The organism is Micromonospora sp. CNZ299 (genome assembly GCF_002754415.1).
The window spans coordinates 5,842,337-5,859,885 of the sequence record NZ_PEFG01000001.1 but is presented as its reverse complement, the minus strand read 5'-3'; the positions used below and the strand labels follow the sequence as shown (position 1 = coordinate 5,859,885).

General features: G+C 71.2%; 12 protein-coding genes. 11 read left to right on the top strand and 1 reads right to left on the bottom strand.

Annotated elements, in window-relative coordinates; translation table 11 throughout:
• The first annotated feature begins 16 nt into the window (after positions 1 to 16).
• The 4 genes from CLT68_RS26650 to CLT68_RS33455 are packed head-to-tail and all read left to right on the top strand — an operon-like array spanning position 17 to position 7,523.
• Entirely contained in the window at positions 17 to 1,480 is a 1,464-nt protein-coding gene (locus CLT68_RS26650; protein ID WP_099855047.1) for a SagB/ThcOx family dehydrogenase, read from the top strand.
• On the top strand, positions 1,477 to 2,286 hold the full coding sequence (locus tag CLT68_RS26645; RefSeq protein WP_088948972.1) for an HlyD family efflux transporter periplasmic adaptor subunit: 810 nt from the start codon (positions 1,477 to 1,479) through the stop codon (positions 2,284 to 2,286). The genes CLT68_RS26650 and CLT68_RS26645 overlap by 4 nt, the downstream gene beginning before the upstream one ends.
• Entirely contained in the window at positions 2,283 to 4,466 is a 2,184-nt protein-coding gene (locus tag CLT68_RS26640; RefSeq protein WP_099855045.1) for an NHLP family bacteriocin export ABC transporter peptidase/permease/ATPase subunit, read from the top strand. Before CLT68_RS26645 ends, CLT68_RS26640 begins: the two co-directional genes overlap by 4 nt.
• A 24-nt stretch (positions 4,467 to 4,490) precedes the next feature.
• Positions 4,491 to 7,523, top strand: coding sequence for an ATP-binding cassette domain-containing protein (locus CLT68_RS33455; RefSeq protein WP_199177153.1), 3,033 nt, complete (start codon positions 4,491 to 4,493; stop codon positions 7,521 to 7,523).
• Positions 7,524 to 7,531: 8 nt separating this feature from the next.
• On the opposite strand, the gene CLT68_RS26630 is transcribed toward CLT68_RS33455, so the two are convergent.
• Entirely contained in the window at positions 7,532 to 8,308 is a 777-nt protein-coding gene (locus CLT68_RS26630) for a MerR family transcriptional regulator (protein ID WP_099855043.1), read from the bottom strand.
• Positions 8,309 to 8,631: 323 nt separating this feature from the next.
• Here CLT68_RS26630 and CLT68_RS26625 point away from each other — a divergent pair, with 323 nt between their 5' ends.
• The 7 genes from CLT68_RS26625 to CLT68_RS26595 all read left to right on the top strand — a co-directional run bounded on the left by CLT68_RS26625 (position 8,632) and on the right by CLT68_RS26595 (position 17,546).
• On the top strand, positions 8,632 to 8,994 hold the full coding sequence (locus tag CLT68_RS26625) for a hypothetical protein (protein ID WP_088948969.1): 363 nt from the start codon (positions 8,632 to 8,634) through the stop codon (positions 8,992 to 8,994).
• Positions 8,995 to 9,141: 147 nt separating this feature from the next.
• Positions 9,142 to 9,516: a class IIb bacteriocin, lactobin A/cerein 7B family gene (locus tag CLT68_RS26620; protein ID WP_088948968.1), complete on the top strand. Its 375-nt coding sequence runs from the start codon at positions 9,142 to 9,144 to the stop codon at positions 9,514 to 9,516.
• A gap of 27 nt (positions 9,517 to 9,543) precedes the next feature.
• Positions 9,544 to 10,710, top strand: a complete 1,167-nt coding sequence (locus CLT68_RS26615) for a YcaO-like family protein (RefSeq protein WP_099855041.1) — start codon at positions 9,544 to 9,546, stop codon at positions 10,708 to 10,710.
• Positions 10,703 to 12,100, top strand: a complete 1,398-nt coding sequence (locus CLT68_RS26610; RefSeq protein ID WP_099855039.1) for a TfuA-like protein — start codon at positions 10,703 to 10,705, stop codon at positions 12,098 to 12,100. The genes CLT68_RS26615 and CLT68_RS26610 overlap by 8 nt, the downstream gene beginning before the upstream one ends.
• A gap of 10 nt (positions 12,101 to 12,110) precedes the next feature.
• The gene (locus tag CLT68_RS26605) at positions 12,111 to 14,243 is read left to right on the top strand and encodes a B12-binding domain-containing radical SAM protein (protein ID WP_099855037.1); all 2,133 of its coding nucleotides are present in this window, start codon (positions 12,111 to 12,113) and stop codon (positions 14,241 to 14,243) included.
• Between the two features lie 448 nt (positions 14,244 to 14,691).
• Entirely contained in the window at positions 14,692 to 16,068 is a 1,377-nt protein-coding gene (locus CLT68_RS26600) for a family 43 glycosylhydrolase (protein ID WP_158240932.1), read from the top strand.
• A 38-nt stretch (positions 16,069 to 16,106) separates the two neighbouring features.
• The gene (locus CLT68_RS26595) at positions 16,107 to 17,546 is read left to right on the top strand and encodes a glycoside hydrolase family 43 protein (RefSeq protein WP_099855033.1); all 1,440 of its coding nucleotides are present in this window, start codon (positions 16,107 to 16,109) and stop codon (positions 17,544 to 17,546) included.
• Positions 17,547 to 17,549: the final 3 nt, after the last annotated feature.

Sequence of the window (17,549 nt, the reverse complement as noted above, 5' to 3'; positions counted from 1 at the left end):
TCGGTCGGCGGTCGACGTGAGCGGCTCCGTGGGCGGTCCGCCGATTCAGGAGTCGTACCGGCTGCGCCGTGACGCGGAGCTGCGGCTCGGTGAGGACGGCTCGCTGACCCTGCGGCAGACCCGCTTCCAGCTCACCCTGGAGCAACCGGGCATGGGCCGGCGGGCCCTGCTGCTGCGGCTCGCCGCCGACTGGGTCAACGACGTCGAGGTCGGCCGTCTGATCAGCGGCCTGGAGGGGGAGAACCGGGTGTTGCCCGCGCAGTTGCTGCTGCGCCGGCTGCTCGCCCACTCCTGGCTGGAGCGCCGCGTCCAGGTCGACGATCGGCCGCTGCTCGACCTGGTGCCCACCGGCCTGGGTCGGGGCAGTCTGCCGGAGAGTCGCCTGCACACCCCCGGGGTCCGCTACCGGCTCTCCCGCTTCGCCGCCCTCCAGCACGAACGGGGCATGCTGGTGGCCGCTTCACCGCTGAGCACCCTCGTCGTCGGCTGTGCCGACGCCGCCCTCGGCGCGGTCCTGGCCGCCGCCGCCCCGGGCGTCGGACCCGAGGCGGTGGCCCGCACGCTCGGCGTGCCGCCGGACGTCGCCGGACGGGTGCTCGACGAGTTGGCCACCGCCCGGATCCTGGTCACCGACGCCGAGTTCGAGGCGGAGTGCGACGACGCGCCGCTTGCCTACTGGTCGCCGGAGGAGTTGCGGCTGCACCACCGATCCCGGGCTGGCCGACACGCGCTGCCGGTGGGCGGCACCTACCGGTTGCGGGGGAGCTTCGCCCCGCAACCGCTGCGCCGCCCGTACGACGGGGGCCGGGCGGTCGACCTGCCGCTGCCGGACCTGGCGACGATCGCCAAGGCGGATCCCGCGTTCAGTCAGGTCGTCGCGGACAGGCGCAGCGTGCGCGAACACGACGACACGGCGCCACTGCCCCTGGAGCGGCTGGCGGAATTCCTGCACCGGTCGCAGCACACCAGCGCCGCCGGTGAGGCCGGCGGGCAGGAGATCGGCCACCGGCCCTACCCGGGCGGCGGTGGAGTCTACGAGCTGGAGATCTATCCACTGGTAGCGCGGTGCGCCGGGCTCGACCGCGGGCTCTACCACTACGACGCCGTCGGGCACCGGCTGGAGCCGGTCGCCGCCTGGGGACCGGCCGCCGACCGGCTGCTGGCGTACGCCCGGGCGTCCGGCGCCCTGCCTCGGCCGCCGCAGACGGTCCTGGTGGTCACCGCCCGGGTCCAGCGGCTCATGTGGAAGTACGAAGGGATGAGCTACGCCATGATTCTCAAGGACGCGGGTGTGCTGACCCAGCAGATGTATCTCGTCGCCACCGCCATGGGGCTGGCACCGTGCGCCCTCGGCGCCGGCGACTCCCAGGCCTTCGCCGAGTTGTCCGGGCTCGACCCGCTGGTCGAGCCGAGCGTGGCCGACTTCCTGCTCGGCTCCCGCCGCGCCACCGGCCCGGCCGCGACGGAGGGCCGGCCATGAAGTTCCGACGGCAGGCTCTGCGCCAGTTGGAGGCGCCCGAGCAACTGGACCGGGCGGTCCGACTGACCACGGTGCCGAACTGGCTGGCCACCACCGCGCTGGTCATCGTCGTGGTCGCCGCGGGTGTCTGGTCGGTACGCACTGTGGTGCCCCGGACCGTCGAGGCGGCCGGGGTGCTGATCCACTCGAACGGGATCTCGGCCCTCGACGCGCTCGACAGCGGCCAGGTCACCAAGGTGTGGGCGTCACCGCACCAGCGGGTGCCGAAGGGCACCCCCCTCTACAGCCTGCGCACGGCGGACGGGAAGGTGCGGGTGGAGACCGCGCCGGGTGACGCGTACGTCGTCGCCTGGCTGGTCTCGGAGGGTGAGATCGTCACGCCGGGCACGCACCTGGCCGACCTGGAACGGCTCGACACCGCCGGGGACGCGTTGCAGGCAGTCGTCTACGCCCCCGCCGTCGCCGCCCCGCTGCTGCAACCCGGCGTGTCCGTCGAGGTGGCCGCCGCGGCCGCGCCGCGCAACGTGTTCGGCACCCTGGCCGGCCAGGTGACCACTGTCGGCGCCTTCCCGGAGACCGAGGCCTCGCTGCGCGCCTTCCTGGGCACCGGGCCGGACGTCCGGCGGCTGCTCGCCCGCGGCAGCGTGGTGCGGGTGACGGTCGCCCTGGAACCCGACCCGGCCGCCCCGGGTGGTCTGCGCTGGACCAGGTCCCCGCCGCCGTTCCAGCTCAACTCGGCCAGCGAGGTCACCGCCTGGTTCACCGTGGACCGGGAACACCCGATCGACTGGTTGCTGCGGCGATGAGCGCGCCGACGACCGCCGTCAGCGGCACGCCGGAGCTGCCCAGGATCCGGCGTCGACGGGTCCGTACGCCCACGCTGATCCAGATGGAGGCGGTGGAGTGCGGTGCAGCCGCGCTGGGGATCCTGCTCGCGCACCACGGCCGACACGTGCCCCTGGAGGAGTTGCGCCGGGTGTGCGGCGTCAGCCGAGACGGCTCCACCGCGGCCACCGTACTCAAGGGCGCCCGCCGGTACGGCATGGTGGCCAAGGGTTTCCAGATGGACCTGGCCGGCCTGGCCACCGTGGAACTGCCGGCGGTGCTGTTCTGGCGGTTCGAGCACTTCGTGGTGCTGGAAGGGCTCGGCCGTAAGGTCTTCATCAACGATCCGGCCACCGGTCCCCGTGCGGTGAGCTGGGAGGAGTTCGACGGTGCCTTCACCGGCATCGTGCTCACCATGGCGCCCGGCCCGGAGTTCCGGCCCGGCGGCACCCGCTACCGGCTGGTGCGGGCGCTGGCCGAGCGGTGGCGCGGCCCGGGCTCGGCGATCGCGCAGATGCTGCTGCTCGGCCTGCTGATCGCCGTGGTCGGTCTGACCATCCCGGTGATGGCCAAGGTCTTCGTCGACCGGGTGCTGTTGCAGGAGGACCGGGCGGCGTTCGCCGGCCTGGTGGCCGCGGTGGCGGTGGCCACCGTTCTGACCTTCCTGGCCAGCCTGCTTCAGCAACGTCTGACCGTACGCGCGGAGACGGCGCTCGCCCTCGCCAGCGCCGCCCGGTTCTTCCGACATCTGCTGCGGCTGCCGCCGGCCTTCTTCGACCAGCGGCAGGCCGCCGATCTCAGCCAGCGGGTCCGCGGCAACGAGGTGGTCGCCGAGGTGCTCACCCGCCGGACGGCCACCACTGTGGTGGACACCGGCCTGGTGCTGGCGTACGGGGCTCTGCTCTGCCATTACGACCTGCTGCTCGGGCTGTGCGCGGTGGTCCTCGCCGGGCTGAACGTCAGCGTGCTCCGCTATGTCGCCTCGACGCGTTCCACCGCCGTCGCCGGTCTTCAGGCGGACCGCAGCAAGTTGGTGACCACGGTGTACACCACCGTCCAGATGATCGAGACGGTGAAGGCCGGCGGCGAGGAGGAACGCGCCGTGGCCCGGTTCGCGGCGCGCCACGCCACCGTCGCCACCCGTCAGCAGCGGCTCGGGGTGCCCACCGCGGTGCTCTCCGTCCTGCCGGCGCTGCTCGCCTCGGGGACCACAGCGGTGCTGCTGGGGTTGGGCAGCCGGCAGGTCGTGGCTGAGGCGATGAGTGTGGGCGTGCTGGTCGGTATGCAGAGCCTGGCCGCCGCGATGAACCGCCCGTTGGGCAATCTGACCGCGCTGGGCTCGCGGTTGCAGGACATGAGTGCCGACCTGAATCGGTTGCGGGACGTGGAGCGGTACCCACTGCCGTCGGCCCAGGACCGACCCGCCCGCCCGCTGACGCCCCTGGAGGGGCACCTGCGCATCGAGGAGGTCACCTTCGGCTACAACCCGTTGGGCCGTCCACTGCTGGAGAACTTCAGCCTGGACCTGCCGCCGGGTGCCCGGGTGGCGCTCGTCGGGAGGTCGGGCAGTGGCAAGTCGACTGTCGGTCGGCTGGTCGCCGGGCTCTACCGTCCTTGGACCGGACGGGTCACAGTGGATGGTCTGGAGCGGGCCGCGACCGACGACGGGCTCTGGGCGGCGACGGTCGCCATGGTGGACCAGGACCAACGGCTGTTCGAGGGGACGGTCCGGGACAACGTCACCATGTGGGACCTCACTGTCGCCGACGAGGACGTCGTCACCGCGTTGACCGACGCGTGCCTCTACGACGAGGTCGCGGCCCGTCCGGGTGGCCTCGGCAGTCCGGTGCGGGAGAACGCCCGCAACTTCTCCGGTGGCCAGCGGCAGCGGCTGGAGATCGCCCGAGCGCTCGTGCGCAACCCCCGGGTGCTGGTGCTGGACGAGGCCACCAGCGCGCTGGACGCCGAGACCGAACGCCGGATCGACCTGCACCTGCGCCGGCGGGGGGCAACCTGCCTGATCGTGGCCCACCGCCTGTCCACGGTCCGCGACTGCGACCTGATCGTCGTGCTGGACGGCGGTCGGGAGGTGGAGCGCGGCACCCACGAGCAGCTCGTCGCCCAGGACGGGGCGTACGCGCGCCTGGTCCGGGACCACTGACCACGACAATCCGAGGAGACGCTGATGAGTGGCGCGGTGGAGGATCCCCCGGCCGGTGGCCTGATCGGCTTCTGCTCGGACGGCGTACGCCAAGTTTGTCGCCTGGACGGCCCGGCGGCCGGCTGGCTGGTGACCGGGGGTGAGGCCGACCTGTTCGCGGTGCGCCGGGCGGGGATGAGCCCCTCGCGTCGTCACCATGTGGCCCGGCTGCCTGCGGGTGGCCTGGTGCCGACGTCCACCGCGATCGGCGCGTGGCAGTTGATCCTGGTGCCGCTGCCCGGCACGGAGCTGCGTGGGCTGTCCCGACGTCACCTGTCCCTGCTGGAGCGACACGTCCGGCTCGGCCGCGTGGCGGACGAGGGAGCGTCGCTGCGCGCGCGGACCGCCGCGACGGAGCTGGTCGCGGCGGTGGACCTGGTGCTGGTCACCATCGCCGACGCGCTGCGCCGCGGGCAGGCCCCCCGGGAGGCGTCCACCCTCTGTGGGCGCGAGATCATCTCGCTGGCGCAGGGGAGTGCCCTCACCTCGACCGGCGGCGCGTGGTGGCTGCGCAGCGCAGGTGGACAACTGCGACGCAACGGCGGTGGCCCCGCGGAGATGTCCGGGGAGCGTGAGCTGCTGCTGGTCGCCGAGCGGGACTGGGTGGTGGCCGAGTCGCCGTGCGCGGTGGAGAGCCACGGCAGCTGGGACCTGCTGGTCAACGGTCAACTGCGATCGGCCGTGGACCAGCACGTGGCCCGGCTGCTGCGGATGGTGGAGACCCGGATCGAGGAGGCCGACGCGGCCCTGCTGAGCGCTGTGCAGCGGCGCCGGGAGACCGACGCGGCGGTGCTCGCCGCGGCGGCCCGCCGGTCGATCGGGGTGATCGGGGCGGGGGGTGCGGTTCCGGTTCCGGACGACGAGGCCGGCTTCGACAGGTACGGGCGGGCGGCCTCGGTGGTCCGGGTGGTCACCGAGGGGATGGGCAGCCCGATCAACGAGCCGGCCGACCGCAGCCGCGCGCCACTGGACGACCGGGCTGCGGTGCACGCGGTGACCCGCGCGTCCAGCCTGTTCCTGCGTGAGGTGCGGCTGCCGGACCGGTGGTGGCGGCGGGACCTGGGGCCACTGGTGGGGTGGCGGGCCGGCGACGACCCGGAGCGCGCCGTCGCGGTGCCGCTGCTGTTTCGCCGGGGCCGCTACCACCAGGTCGACCCGGACACCCGGGCGTACGGACCGGTCGACGCGGCGGTGGCCGCTACGTTCGCCGCCGAGGCGACCGAGGTGCAGGCCCCGCTGCCGCCGACCGCTCGGATGCGCCACCTGCTGCGGGCCGGGCTGGTCGGTGCGTCCCGTGACGTGCGGGGCCTGCTGTTCGCCGCCACCTGCGTGGCACTGCTGGGCCTGGGCGTGCCGCTGGCCACCGGTGAGGTGCTCGGCCAGCTTGCCCGGCAGGGCGAGGTGAACGGCCTCGGCGGCTTGCTCGCGCTGATGCTGAGTGCCGCGGTGGTCGCGGGGCTGGTGGGTGTGGTGCAGAACCTGCGTCTGCTGCGGTTGGACGGCCGGATGCAGTCCGGCGCGCAGCTGGCGATCTGGGACCGGCTCATGCGGCTACCGGCCCGGTTCTTCGCCGGTCGCAGCAGCGGTGAGATCGCCAACTCGATGTTGGGGATCTCGTTCGTCGGTGAGGCGCTGAGCGCGCTGCTGCCGCAGCTCGTCTCGGCGGCCGCGATCGTCGCGGTGACCCTCGGCATGCTCCTGGTGGTCGAGCCCGTGCTCGGGCTGTGGGCAGCGGGGATCGTCGCCGTCACCATGCTGACGTTCGGCGCGTTCGCCGTGCTGATCGTCCGTCAGCAACGGTCCGCGTTGCCGGCCGAGCACCGGGCGGCGGCGATGACCAACCAACTCCTCGGCGGCATCGTCAAAATCAAACTGGCGGCCGCCGAAACCCGTGCCCACGCACGATGGTCGGAGGTCGCCGCGACGGCCCGGGCGGCGCTGCAACGGGTCCGGCAGAGTCAGGCGGGCCTGGTCGCCTTCGGCACCGTGCTGCCGGTCGCCGGTCAACTGGTCCTTTTCGCCGTGCTGATGGGGCCGCTCGCCGGCCGGGTCGCGCCGGCTGACTTCTTCATTCTCAACGTCGGTTTCGCGATGCTGCTCGGCGCGCTGCTGGTGCTGGTGTCGGCCGGGGTCGAGGTGATCGCGGCAGTGCCACGGTTGGGCAGCCTGCGGGAGATCCTGCGCGCCGACCCGGAGGCGCGCCCGGACCGGGTGGACCCGGGGGAGTTGCGCGGCGAGATCGCACTGCACCGGCTCACCTTCGCCTACCAGCCGGACGAGCCGCCGGTGCTCGTCGACATCGACCTGCACGTCCGCCCGGGTGAGTTCGTCGCCATCGTCGGGCCGAGTGGCTGCGGGAAGTCCACGCTGCTGCGGTTGCTGCTCGGCTTCGAGCGCCAACAGCAGGGTGCGGTGCTCTACGACGGCCAGGATCTCTCCGAACTCGACGTGCACGCGGTCCGCCGGCAGTGCGGCGTGGTCCTGCAGGATGGCCAGCTCTTCGCCGGCTCGGTACGGGACAACATCTGCGGCGCCGGCAGCTTCCCGCTCGACCAGGTGTGGGAGGCGGCGCGGATGGCCGGCCTCGCCGACGACCTGGAGGCCCTGCCGATGGGCATGAGCACGATGGTGCCGTTCGGCGGCGGGACGCTCTCCGTCGGGCAGCGGCAGAGGGTGCTGATCGCGCGCGCGCTGGCCCCGCTGCCACGGATCATCTTCCTCGACGAGGCGACGAGCGCCCTGGACAACCGGACCCAGGAGGTGGTCAGTCGGAGCACCGCCGCCCTCGCCGCGACCCGGATGGTCATCGCCCACCGGTTGTCCACGGTCCGGGCGGCGGACACCATCGTGGTCCTCGAAGCGGGGCGGATCGTCCAGCGGGGCAGCTTCGACGAGTTGATGGACCTCCCTGACGGGCTGTTCCACCGGTTGGCGCGGCGGCAACTGCTCACCGAACCGGGACGGTCCGACACCGTGGCGGAGAGCCCGCAGGCGGACGGGCAGCCCGCAACGAGCTGACGGACCGGTCAGCCGTTGTCGATGTCCGTGCTGTCCTCCAGGCACACGTCCGCGTCGAGGTGGTTCTCCAACAGCTCGGCGACGTGCGCCTCCGACTGGTTCTCCACGGCGAGCCGGAACGCCTCGGTGAGCACGTTGACCACACCCTGGGTCAGCAGCAGGGTCTCCCGGTCGAGATCGGCCCAGGACGACCGGGCGCCGCCGCGTACCAGCTCCGGAGCGAGGGCCAGCAGCCGGGCGGTGACGGCGGCGACCAGCTCGTCGGCCACCGGACGGAGGCTGTCCAGCACCTCGCTGAGAGTCTGCAGTGCCGGCACCGTGCCCACCCGTACGCGATGCAGGTCCAGAGCGGCTCGCAGCGGGCGTGGCCGGACGGTGCGGACGGTGCCGTCGGTGGTCCGCCCGATCACGCCGTGCCGGGTCAGCGCGTGGGCCAGCGCGGGACGGTCGGCCGTCAGACGTTGCAGCATCGCGGTCAACCCGTCGGGCGCCTCGTCACTGGCCCGGACCCCGAGCATCGCCTCGATGGACACCAGGTTGAAGCCCTGTCGTTGCAGGGCGAGGATCGCGTCCAGCCGGCGGACGTGGGAGTCGTCGTAGAGCGCCGCCCGACCACGGCGCACCGGCGGGGGAAGCAGTCGCCGGGCCTGGTGGGCACGGATGTTGCGGGGCGACATGCCCACCTTGCGGGCGAGTTCCTCCACGCTGTACCCGCCCGGGCCGCCGGGCGTCGCCGCCTCGTCGATGGTCACGGTGGCCTCCGGCAGCACTCGGTGACGGAACACGGCAACCCCGTCGAACCGCTGTCGCGCTGTGCGGTCCGCCGATCGCAGCGTAGGTGTGCGCACCGGGCGGGTGACAGGCGAGGAATTACTACTTGTCCACAGTGGTGACAATCATTAGGATCGCCATCCGCCGCAAGTCGCTGATTCCCAATTACCCGGCTTTCGCCGCAGCGCGACCTTTTCGCGGCCACATTCGATGAAATTCCCGCTCTTTGGACGGGCCAGATCCACCCGTGACCCACGATGAAGCGAAACCGGCGGCCCGGAACCTCCCGTGCTGCCCGTCGCCGCCACCGGCGGTCGACCATCGAAGGGAGCAGGGTGTGACACCTGTCGATCGAGCGGTCTTCGTGGCCGCGTACAGCCGGCTGGTCGCCGACGTCTGGGCCGACCCGGTCAAGGAGCAGGCGCTCGACCGGGACCCACGCGGGTTCCTCGCCGGCTACGGGCTTCACCTGTCGGAGGATGTGCAGGTCCGGGTGGTGCGGGACGTCGCCGACACCGATCCGGACCTTGAGGTGCAGGTCGAGTCCTGGCAGCAGGCGGGGACCACCGGCACCTTCGTGCTCTTCGTGCCGTCACTGTTGCCGGTGGCCCAGGCGGAACTCGCCGAGGACGAGCTGGACAGCGTCGTCGCCGGCCTGGATCCCAGCTGCGCCTGCTGCTGCCCCTGCTGCTGCACCTGACACCGAAGTCTGCCGCCCACCGGTCGGCGCGGCAGATTCTGATGGCACTCAGACGAAATCATTGAATGTCGAACCTCGATCTTCGTAGCGTTCTCGCCACAGCGATCACCCCCGTCTTGCAGCGACCCCCGAGGAAAGGACCGAACAATGAGCAACGACGAACAGGAATATGGCGCGAGGTTCGTGACCAAGTACTCGGAACTGGTCACCGCGGTATGGCGCAGTGACGAGGAACTGCAGCGCCTGCTCGCCGACCCGACCGGTTACGCGACGGCTGCCGGCCTGCCGGTCGCCCCCGGCGCCCGGGTCGAGGTCGACCGCGCCCAGCCCGCCACGCTCTACACCAAGGACCAGGTCGTCGCCGACTGGGCCGGCACGCCCGGCCTGCACGTGCTGCACGTGCCCGAGGTGCCGCTGGTCGACCTCAACGAGCTGACCGAGGCCGAGCTGGAGACGGTCGCCGGTGGCGTGGCCCCGATCGCCGACAACAACGTCAACATCATCGCCGTCCTCATCCTCTGAGTTCCCCACCCCACGCCGGGAGCCTCGATGACTGACACGACCGAGACCATCGCGTTCCGATCCGGCACCTACCGGACGGCCACCGTGGAGCAGACCTGGGAGCGGGTCGGCGGCATGCTCGACCGGTTCCGGATCACCCGGGTCGCCGACATCACCCGGCTCGACGAGATCGGGCTGCCGGTGCACGTCGCCTACCGGCCGGTCGGAGCCACCATGGCGGTGAGCGTCGGCACCGGCGCCACCGCGACGCAGGCCCGGGTCAGCGCGGTCATGGAGAGCATCGAGTCCTGGCATGCCGAGAACCTCCGGCCGGGGACCGTCGTCCGGTCCCCGGCGGAGGCGCTCGACCTGCCGTACGACGTCCGGTGGCTGCACCTGGCGGAACGGTCACCCCTGACCCCCGCCGTCGAGCTCGACTGGGTGGCCGGTCGTGGGCTGGTGACCGGTACGCGTTGCCTGGCGCCCCGCGCCACCATCGAGCTCGACTTCACCGTCCGGCGTGGCTGGGACCGCGCCCTGTTCACCCCCAGCAGCAACGGGCTGGCGACCGGGAACACCTTCGCCGAGGCCAGCCTGCACGCCCTGCTGGAGGTCGTCGAGCGAGACTGCATCGCCCCGTACTGCACCTCACCGTTGGCCGAGCGCACCTACGCCGACCCGGGCACCGCCACCAACGCGATGACTCGCACGGTGCACGAGGCGCTGCTGCGGGCCGGTTGCTGGGTGGAGGTCTGCGACATCACCAACGCGGTCGGCGTGCCCTGCTATGCCGCCTCGATCTGGTCGGAGGACCTCCCGGTCACCTTCGGCGGCTTCGGCTGCCACGTGGACCCGGAGATCGCCGTAGGCCGGGCCATGTCGGAGGCGGCGCAGTCGCGGCTGGTCATGGTCTCCGGAGCCCGGGACGACATCGACGCCACCGCGTACCACGATGTCGGCGCGCCGCCGGTGCCACCGCCCACCGTCGATCGGCCCATCCGGCCGGTCCGCCGGGATTCCCCACCGGTGGGGAACGTGACCCAGGTGCTGCGCGAGCTGGCCTCGCGGGTGCAGCGCGTCACCGGCGTCGAGCCGTTCAGCGTCGACCTGACGCACGACGACATCGGCATCCCGGTGAGCAAGGTGTTCGCCCCGGGCCTGCGGATGTTCGACGAGCGGGCCCTGAGTACCCGACCGGGAGTGCCCCGTGACTGACGTCGTCTTCATTGGTCCGAGCCTGCCGGCCGACGAGGTCGTCCGGCTGCTGCCCGACGCGGTGGTGCTGCCGCCCGTCGCGCACGGCGACCTGCTCCGCCTGGACGTCGCACCAGGCGACCGGGTCCTCGTCATCGACGGGTTCTTCCTGCAACACCCGCCGGTCCGCCACCGGGAGATCCTCGACCTGCTCGACCGTGGCGTGACCGTGGCCGGCGCCGCCAGCATGGGCGCGCTGCGCGCCGCCGAGCTGTGGCCGTTCGGGATGCGTGGTGTGGGCGAGGTGTTCCAGCTCTACCGCGACGGGATCGTCACGGGCGACGACGAGGTGGCGGTCGTGCACGGGCCCGCCGAGGAAGGCCACCGTGCCCTGAGCGTCCCGCTGGTGAACATCCGGGTCGCGCTGCGGCGTGCCGTCGCGGCCGGCGTGCTCAGCGACGCCGAGGCGGTGTTGCTGCTGGACATCGGCCAGGAGCTGCCCTTCCGGCGGCGGTCCTACCGGGCGCTGGAGCGCAGCGCGCCACCCGAGGCGGCCGGGGTGGTGGACCGGTTCCTGACGTGGCACCGGCAGGACCCCTGCGACGCCAAGGGCGCCGACGCGCGGATGCTGCTGTCGATGGCGGCGGACAACGATCCCGAGCTGTGTCCGGCGCACGCCGACGATCAGCCGATCGACAACCTGCACACCCGATTCCTGGACAGCTGGCGGTCGCGGTTCGCCGGAAAGTCGGTCGGCGGGCACTGGGTCAGCGACCGGGAGGCCGCCGCGGTGCTGATGCTGCTGCACCCCGAGTCGGCGGTCTGGCACCGGCGGGGGGTACTGGCCGGGCTGGCGGAGGTCGACATCGCCGACCCGATGGTCGAGGAGCGCGCCCGCGAGGTCGCCCGCCGGCGAGGGCTGACGACGGCGCCGCCGACCGGGTGGGACTGGCTGACCGATCGGGAACGGGGACTCGACGACCGCGAGGCGGTGCTGCGGGTGCTGGTGCGGGCGTTCGGCACCACGCCACACCGAAGCCTCTCGTTGTGGATGGTCGCGGCGCCCCTGCGTACCCCCGCGTTGCTCGCCGCGGCCCGGCAGGTCGCGGCGACCGCCGCGTCGCTGAACGAGACGCTCGTTCCGCGTACGACGGGGCACCACCGCCCGGGTGGTCGGCTGCACTTCCGCACCGAGGTCGTCGACACGTGCTTCGCGAGGCTGTGGGGCTGTGCCGTCGACGGGCTGGAGGCGGCGGCGTGGGACCGGGGGTTCGTCGACCTGGCGTCGTTCCGGTACGCCGCCGAACCGCTGGTCGCGTACGTCAAGGCGTTCGGTACCCCGCACCTGCCTGCGGTGGCCGCGCGCGCGCACGAGGACACCCTGGCCGCTTCAGCGGCCCGGGTCGGCTGAGGAGGAGTCGATGAGCGGCACCGTGAAGGCGGCACTGATCTACCCCCCGCTGACCGATCCCACCTCGGGATATCACTCCCTGAACTACCTCGATTCGTACGCCCGGGCACAGGGGCACCGGCCGGCCGAGATCATCGACGCGAACATCGAGGCGTTCCACCACTCGTACACCCCGTCGGCGTACGAGTGGCTGCAGCGGGAACTGTCCCGGCTCTCGATCGCCGACCTCAGCGGCCCGGACGCGCTGATGGCCCGGGCGAACCAACTCGGCCTGCCCGACCCCGACCCGGAGCGGCTGCGCCGGTCGATCGGGGTGCTCCAGGACCCCACCCTGTTCTACGACTACCGGCACTACCAGGATGCCGTCGAGGGCGTGATCTCCTGGATGGACGCACTCGGCACGGTCGGGTTCCCCGGGCAGTTCCACGCCGGCTTCCGGCTGCACCCACCGCCGATGATCTCGATCGGTTCGGTGGCCGCCCTGACCGACGAGGCGCTGCTCGCGCGGCTCAACCGGCCCTTCCTGCCCTACTACGAGGACGTGTTGATCCCACGGCTGGCCGCCGGAGGGCACCAGGTGATTGGTATCAGCGCCACCTACCAGTGGCAGTTGCCGTTCGCGCTCTGGATCGCCCGACTCGTTCGCAAGGCATGCCCGGACGTCTTCCTCATCGCGGGTGGCACGGAGATCTCCGACGTCTGGAAGTGCGCCAGCAAACCCGAGTACGTCTTCCAGGTGCTGGCCGACTTCGACGCCATCGTGGTCGGGGAGGGGGAGAGCGCGTACACGGAGATCCTGGACGCGGTGCAGACCGGCACGCTGCCGGCCGGGCACCCCAACGTCCGACTGCACCCCAGGTACGGCCGCCAGCGTCAACTACCCCTGCGCTACGAGCGCCTGGCGCAGGTGCCGGTGCCGGACTTCTCCGGCCTGCCCTGGGACCTTTACCTCAGCCCGGAGCGGTTCGTCTACTACTCGCCGACCCGAGGCTGCTACTGGAACAAATGCACGTTCTGCGACTACGGCCTGAACACCGACGGTCCCACCAGCCCGTGGCGGCAGGACACGGTGGACACCATGGTCGCGGATGTCACCGAGCTGTCGAAGTTCGCCAAGTTCATCTACTTCTCGGTCGACGTGCTCGCTCCCGCGACCATCCTGCGCTTCGCCGAGCGCGTCGTCGAGCGAGGGCTGGACTTCCGTTGGGGCGCCGAGATCCGGCTGGAGAAGTACTGGTCGGACGAGCGCTGCGAGCTTCTGAGGCGCAGCGGCTGCGTGGCCATCTCGGTCGGTTTCGAGTCCGGTAACCAGCGCATCCTCGACCTGATCGACAAGGGCACGAAGCCGGAGCAGGCACGACGCACCATGACGGCGATGACCAAGGCCAACATCGGCGTGCAGATGATGGGCTTCACCGGTTTCCCCACCGAGACCCGCGAAGAGGCGCTGGACAGCGTCAATTTCCTGCGTGACAACCCGGACCTGTGGACCCTCGGCGGGCTCGGCGACTTCATGCTGACCCCGGGCGCCATCGTCGCGAAGGAGCCGGACCGGTTCGGCATCACCAACGTGCGGCCGGTGGAGGGTTCGGACATCGTCCGGATGCTCAAGTACGACGAGCCGGTGACCGAGGCGGCGCAGGCCGAGGTCGCACAGGCCAAGGCCGGTCTGAACCCCGGGCACTACCACCGTCCGTGGCTGGGCAGCACCGACACCCCCCACACGTTCTTCTACCACGACCGGTACGGCACCGCGGTGCGTGGCGTCCTCGCCCACGACCGGGTTCGGCACGACGCCGACGACCAGACCGAGTTCCTCGCCAACGGCTCCTTCGTGGACCGTGACGACGAGCAGGTCTGGGAGGCGTACCGGCGAATCCGGTCCGACGAGCAGGAGGGCGTCCCGGGCGACCTGCCGGCGGACCGGCACCTGTTTCGCCGGGTCGACGGTCAGGTGTTCGCGCTCAATCGCAGCAGCCGGCTCTTCCTGGATCTCTTCAGCGCGCCGCTCACCCTCGCCGAGGCGCAGCGTCGGCTCTGGATCGTCGAACCGACCGTAGCGGACCGGGTCTGGCGGACCTTCATCGGGCAGCGGCTGATCCGTCGGCACCGGCTACCGGCCGAGCCGGCGGGCTCTCGGTAATTGGTCAGCGACGTCCGGAAGGTCACCGTCTCTGCCGGCAGTCGCCTGCCGCATCCTCGGCGCTTCGCGTCGCGCAGCGGGTCCCGTGCCGCGCCGAGTAGCGCACCTCGGCGCGGTGCCGAGGGCTTCGCCGCTGACCGTGGTGTGGGACGTCGATCCAACGAAGACACTCGATGCCTTGACACTCCAGATGCGGTCGCTAACACTGTTCTGCAACGCGACGTTAACGAAGTGAACACATGGCGCCGACGCCAACCTGAGGCGCCAGATCCGTCCGTTCCACAAGGTCACTGGCTGTCAGAAACCCGCGAAATCCTGAGCCTCGACCCAGGTCGCAGCTGTTAGCGCTAACACACATCGTCTCCCGGAGGGGATCGTGACAGTGGTCCCACGGCGAGCAGCAGCGGCCTCGGCCGCCGGTACGCCCACACGGCTACGTTCACTCCTCGTGGTTTCCGCCGTGGCCGCCTCCGCCTTCGTTGTGGTCGCCGGCGGGCCGGCACAGGCAGCCAGCCTGCCGACCGGCGCCCGTTCGCTGGAGGCCGTCAACCAGGCCGGACGGTACGTGCGGCACGTCGACCATCTCGGTCAGCTCGACCCGGTGACCTCCAGCAGCCGCGAGCAGACCAAGCTGGATGCCACCTTCGCCGTGGTCAACGGCCTCGCATCTCCGGCCTGCTACTCGTTCCAGACCAAGGCGGGCATGTTCCTGCGACACCGCGACTATCGACTTCGGGTCGACCCCAACGGCGGCGACGGGACGTTCCGGGCCGACGCCACATTCTGCGCGGTGGACGGCTCAGCCGCCGGATCGGTGGCGCTCACCTCGTACAACTATCCGAACCGGCGTATCCGGCACCGTGACTTTGCGCTCTGGCTCGACACGTACCAGGACACGGCAGCGTTCCGGGCGGACAGCTCCTTCCGCCTCGTCGCACCCTGGGCGCCCAGGACGACGAGGGGACCGGTGATCCCAGGTCTCTTCGCCGACCCGCACATCGCCGCATTCAACGGCCGCTACTACCTTTACCCGACCACCGACGGCTACGCGAGCTGGGCTGGCACCTACTACAAGGCGTTCTCCTCCACCGACCTGGTCAACTGGACCGACCACGGGGTGATCCTCGATCACGGCCCAGACGTGTCCTGGGCGGACAACTCGGCCTGGGCGCCGGCGGTGGCGAGCGCCAACGGCCGCTACTACCTGTACTTCAGCGGCGGCGCGGCCAGCGGTAACACTGCGAAGCAACTGGGCGTGGCCGTAGCCGACAGCCCCACCGGGCCGTTCCGCGACGCGCTGGGCCGGCCGCTCATCCGGAGCGACGCGTTCTCCGGCGGGCAGGCGATCGACCCGATGGTCTTCACCGACGACGACGGCCGGTCCTACCTGTACTGGGGGCAGGGCGTCGCACGGGCGGCGCGGCTGAACAGTGACATGGTCTCCTTCGACGCGACGCAGGCGCGGGTGATCACGCCGTCCGGCTACAACGAGGCACCGTTCGTGTTCAAGCGCAACGGCCTGTACTACTTCATGTGGTCGGAGAACGACACGCGCAGTGAGGACTACCGGGTCGCGTACGCCACCGGCCCATCGCCCCTCGGGCCGTGGACAGGGCGTGGCGTGGTGCTGCAGAAGCGGGCCGAGGTGGGCATCAGGGGCACCGGCCATCACTCCATTGTCCGGGCGTTCGGCAGCGACACCTGGTCCATCGCCTACCACAGGTTCGCCGTGCCGGCCGGCAACGGCACCAACCGGGAAACCACCATCGACCGGATGGAGTTCAACGCCGACGGCACCATCCGCCCCGTCGTCCCGACCCTCTAGCTGACTCGTATGCCCCTCCGCGAAGGAGAGAGAGACCCATGTCGAGAGTCCTTGCCCGGCTCTGCGCGGTGGCGGTCACCGCGTGCCTGCTGTTCACCACCTGGTCGGCGGCGACGCCGAAGGAGGCAGCCGCGCTGGATCCGACCGTCGGCTACCTGATGGCGCACTTCACCGGCGAGTCGTCGACCAACCAGCAGATCTACCTCGCCCACAGCACCGACGGCCTACGCTGGACCGACCTCAACAACGGCGGGCTCGTGCTGCGTTCCACAGTCGGCACCCGTGGTGTCCGCGACCCCGCCCTGGTCCGCTCGCCCGCCGGTGACCGCTACTGGATCATCGCCACGGACCTGTGCATCGGCTGCGGGCAGGACTGGTCGACCGCGATCAACAACGGCAGCCGCAACCTGGTCGTGTGGGAGTCCACCGACCTGGTCAACTGGTCGGCGCCGTGGCTGCTGAACGTCGCCGGTCCGATCCCGGACGGACGCAACGCCTGGGCTCCGGAGGCGATCTGGAACCCGGCCACCGGCGACTACGTCCTCTACTGGGCGACGAACGTACCGCTCAACGGGGCGGCCAAGCACCGCATCTACTACTCGCGCACGGCGGACTTCCGCAGCATCACCACGCCGCAGGTCTACCTCAGCCGGCCCGGCAGCCAGGAGATCATCGACACCCAGATCGTCGAGGTGCCGACCGGCGTCGGCGCCTACCGCTACGTCCGGGCCTCCCGGGACGACCAGATCACCATCGAGGGCAGCAACTCCCTGCTCGGCACCTGGACGACCCTCGGGAACCTGTCCGGCATCGGGCTGACCGGGGCCCAGGTCGAGGGCCCGATGTGGATGAAGTTCAACTCCCGCAACGAGTGGGTTCTCTACCTGGACCAGTACGCCACCGGGCGCGGCTACCTGCCCGTCCTGACCACCAACCCGTCGAGCCCGAGCGCCTTCCGGCTGCCGGCGTCCGCCTCGTACGCCATGGGTGGCACCAAGAAGCGGCACGGTTCGATCCTCAACCTGACCGCCGCGGAGCAGAGCCGCGTGCTCGCCCGCTGGCCCGCCACCGCGATCAGCCGGGTCCAGTCGTACAACTTCCAGGACCGGTATGTGCGCCACGCCGACTACGACGTCCGCATCGACCCGAACGTCAGCCCCGCGCAGGACGGCCAGTGGCGGGTGGTGCCCGGCCTGGTCGGCTCCGGCACTGTCTCCATCCAGTCGGTCAACTTCCCGGGCCACTACCTGCGCCACTACGGGTTCGACTTCCGGCTGGAAGCCAACGACGGCACCGCCACCTTCGCCGCCGACTCCACCTTCCGGCAGGTCGCGGGCCTCGCCAACTCCTCGTGGACGTCGTTCCAGTCCTACAGCCACCCGGACCGCTACATCCGGCACTACGCCTACCTGCTCCGGCTCGACCCGGTCTCCGACGCGCAGAGTCGCGCCGACGCCACCTTCCGCGTGACGAGCTGAACC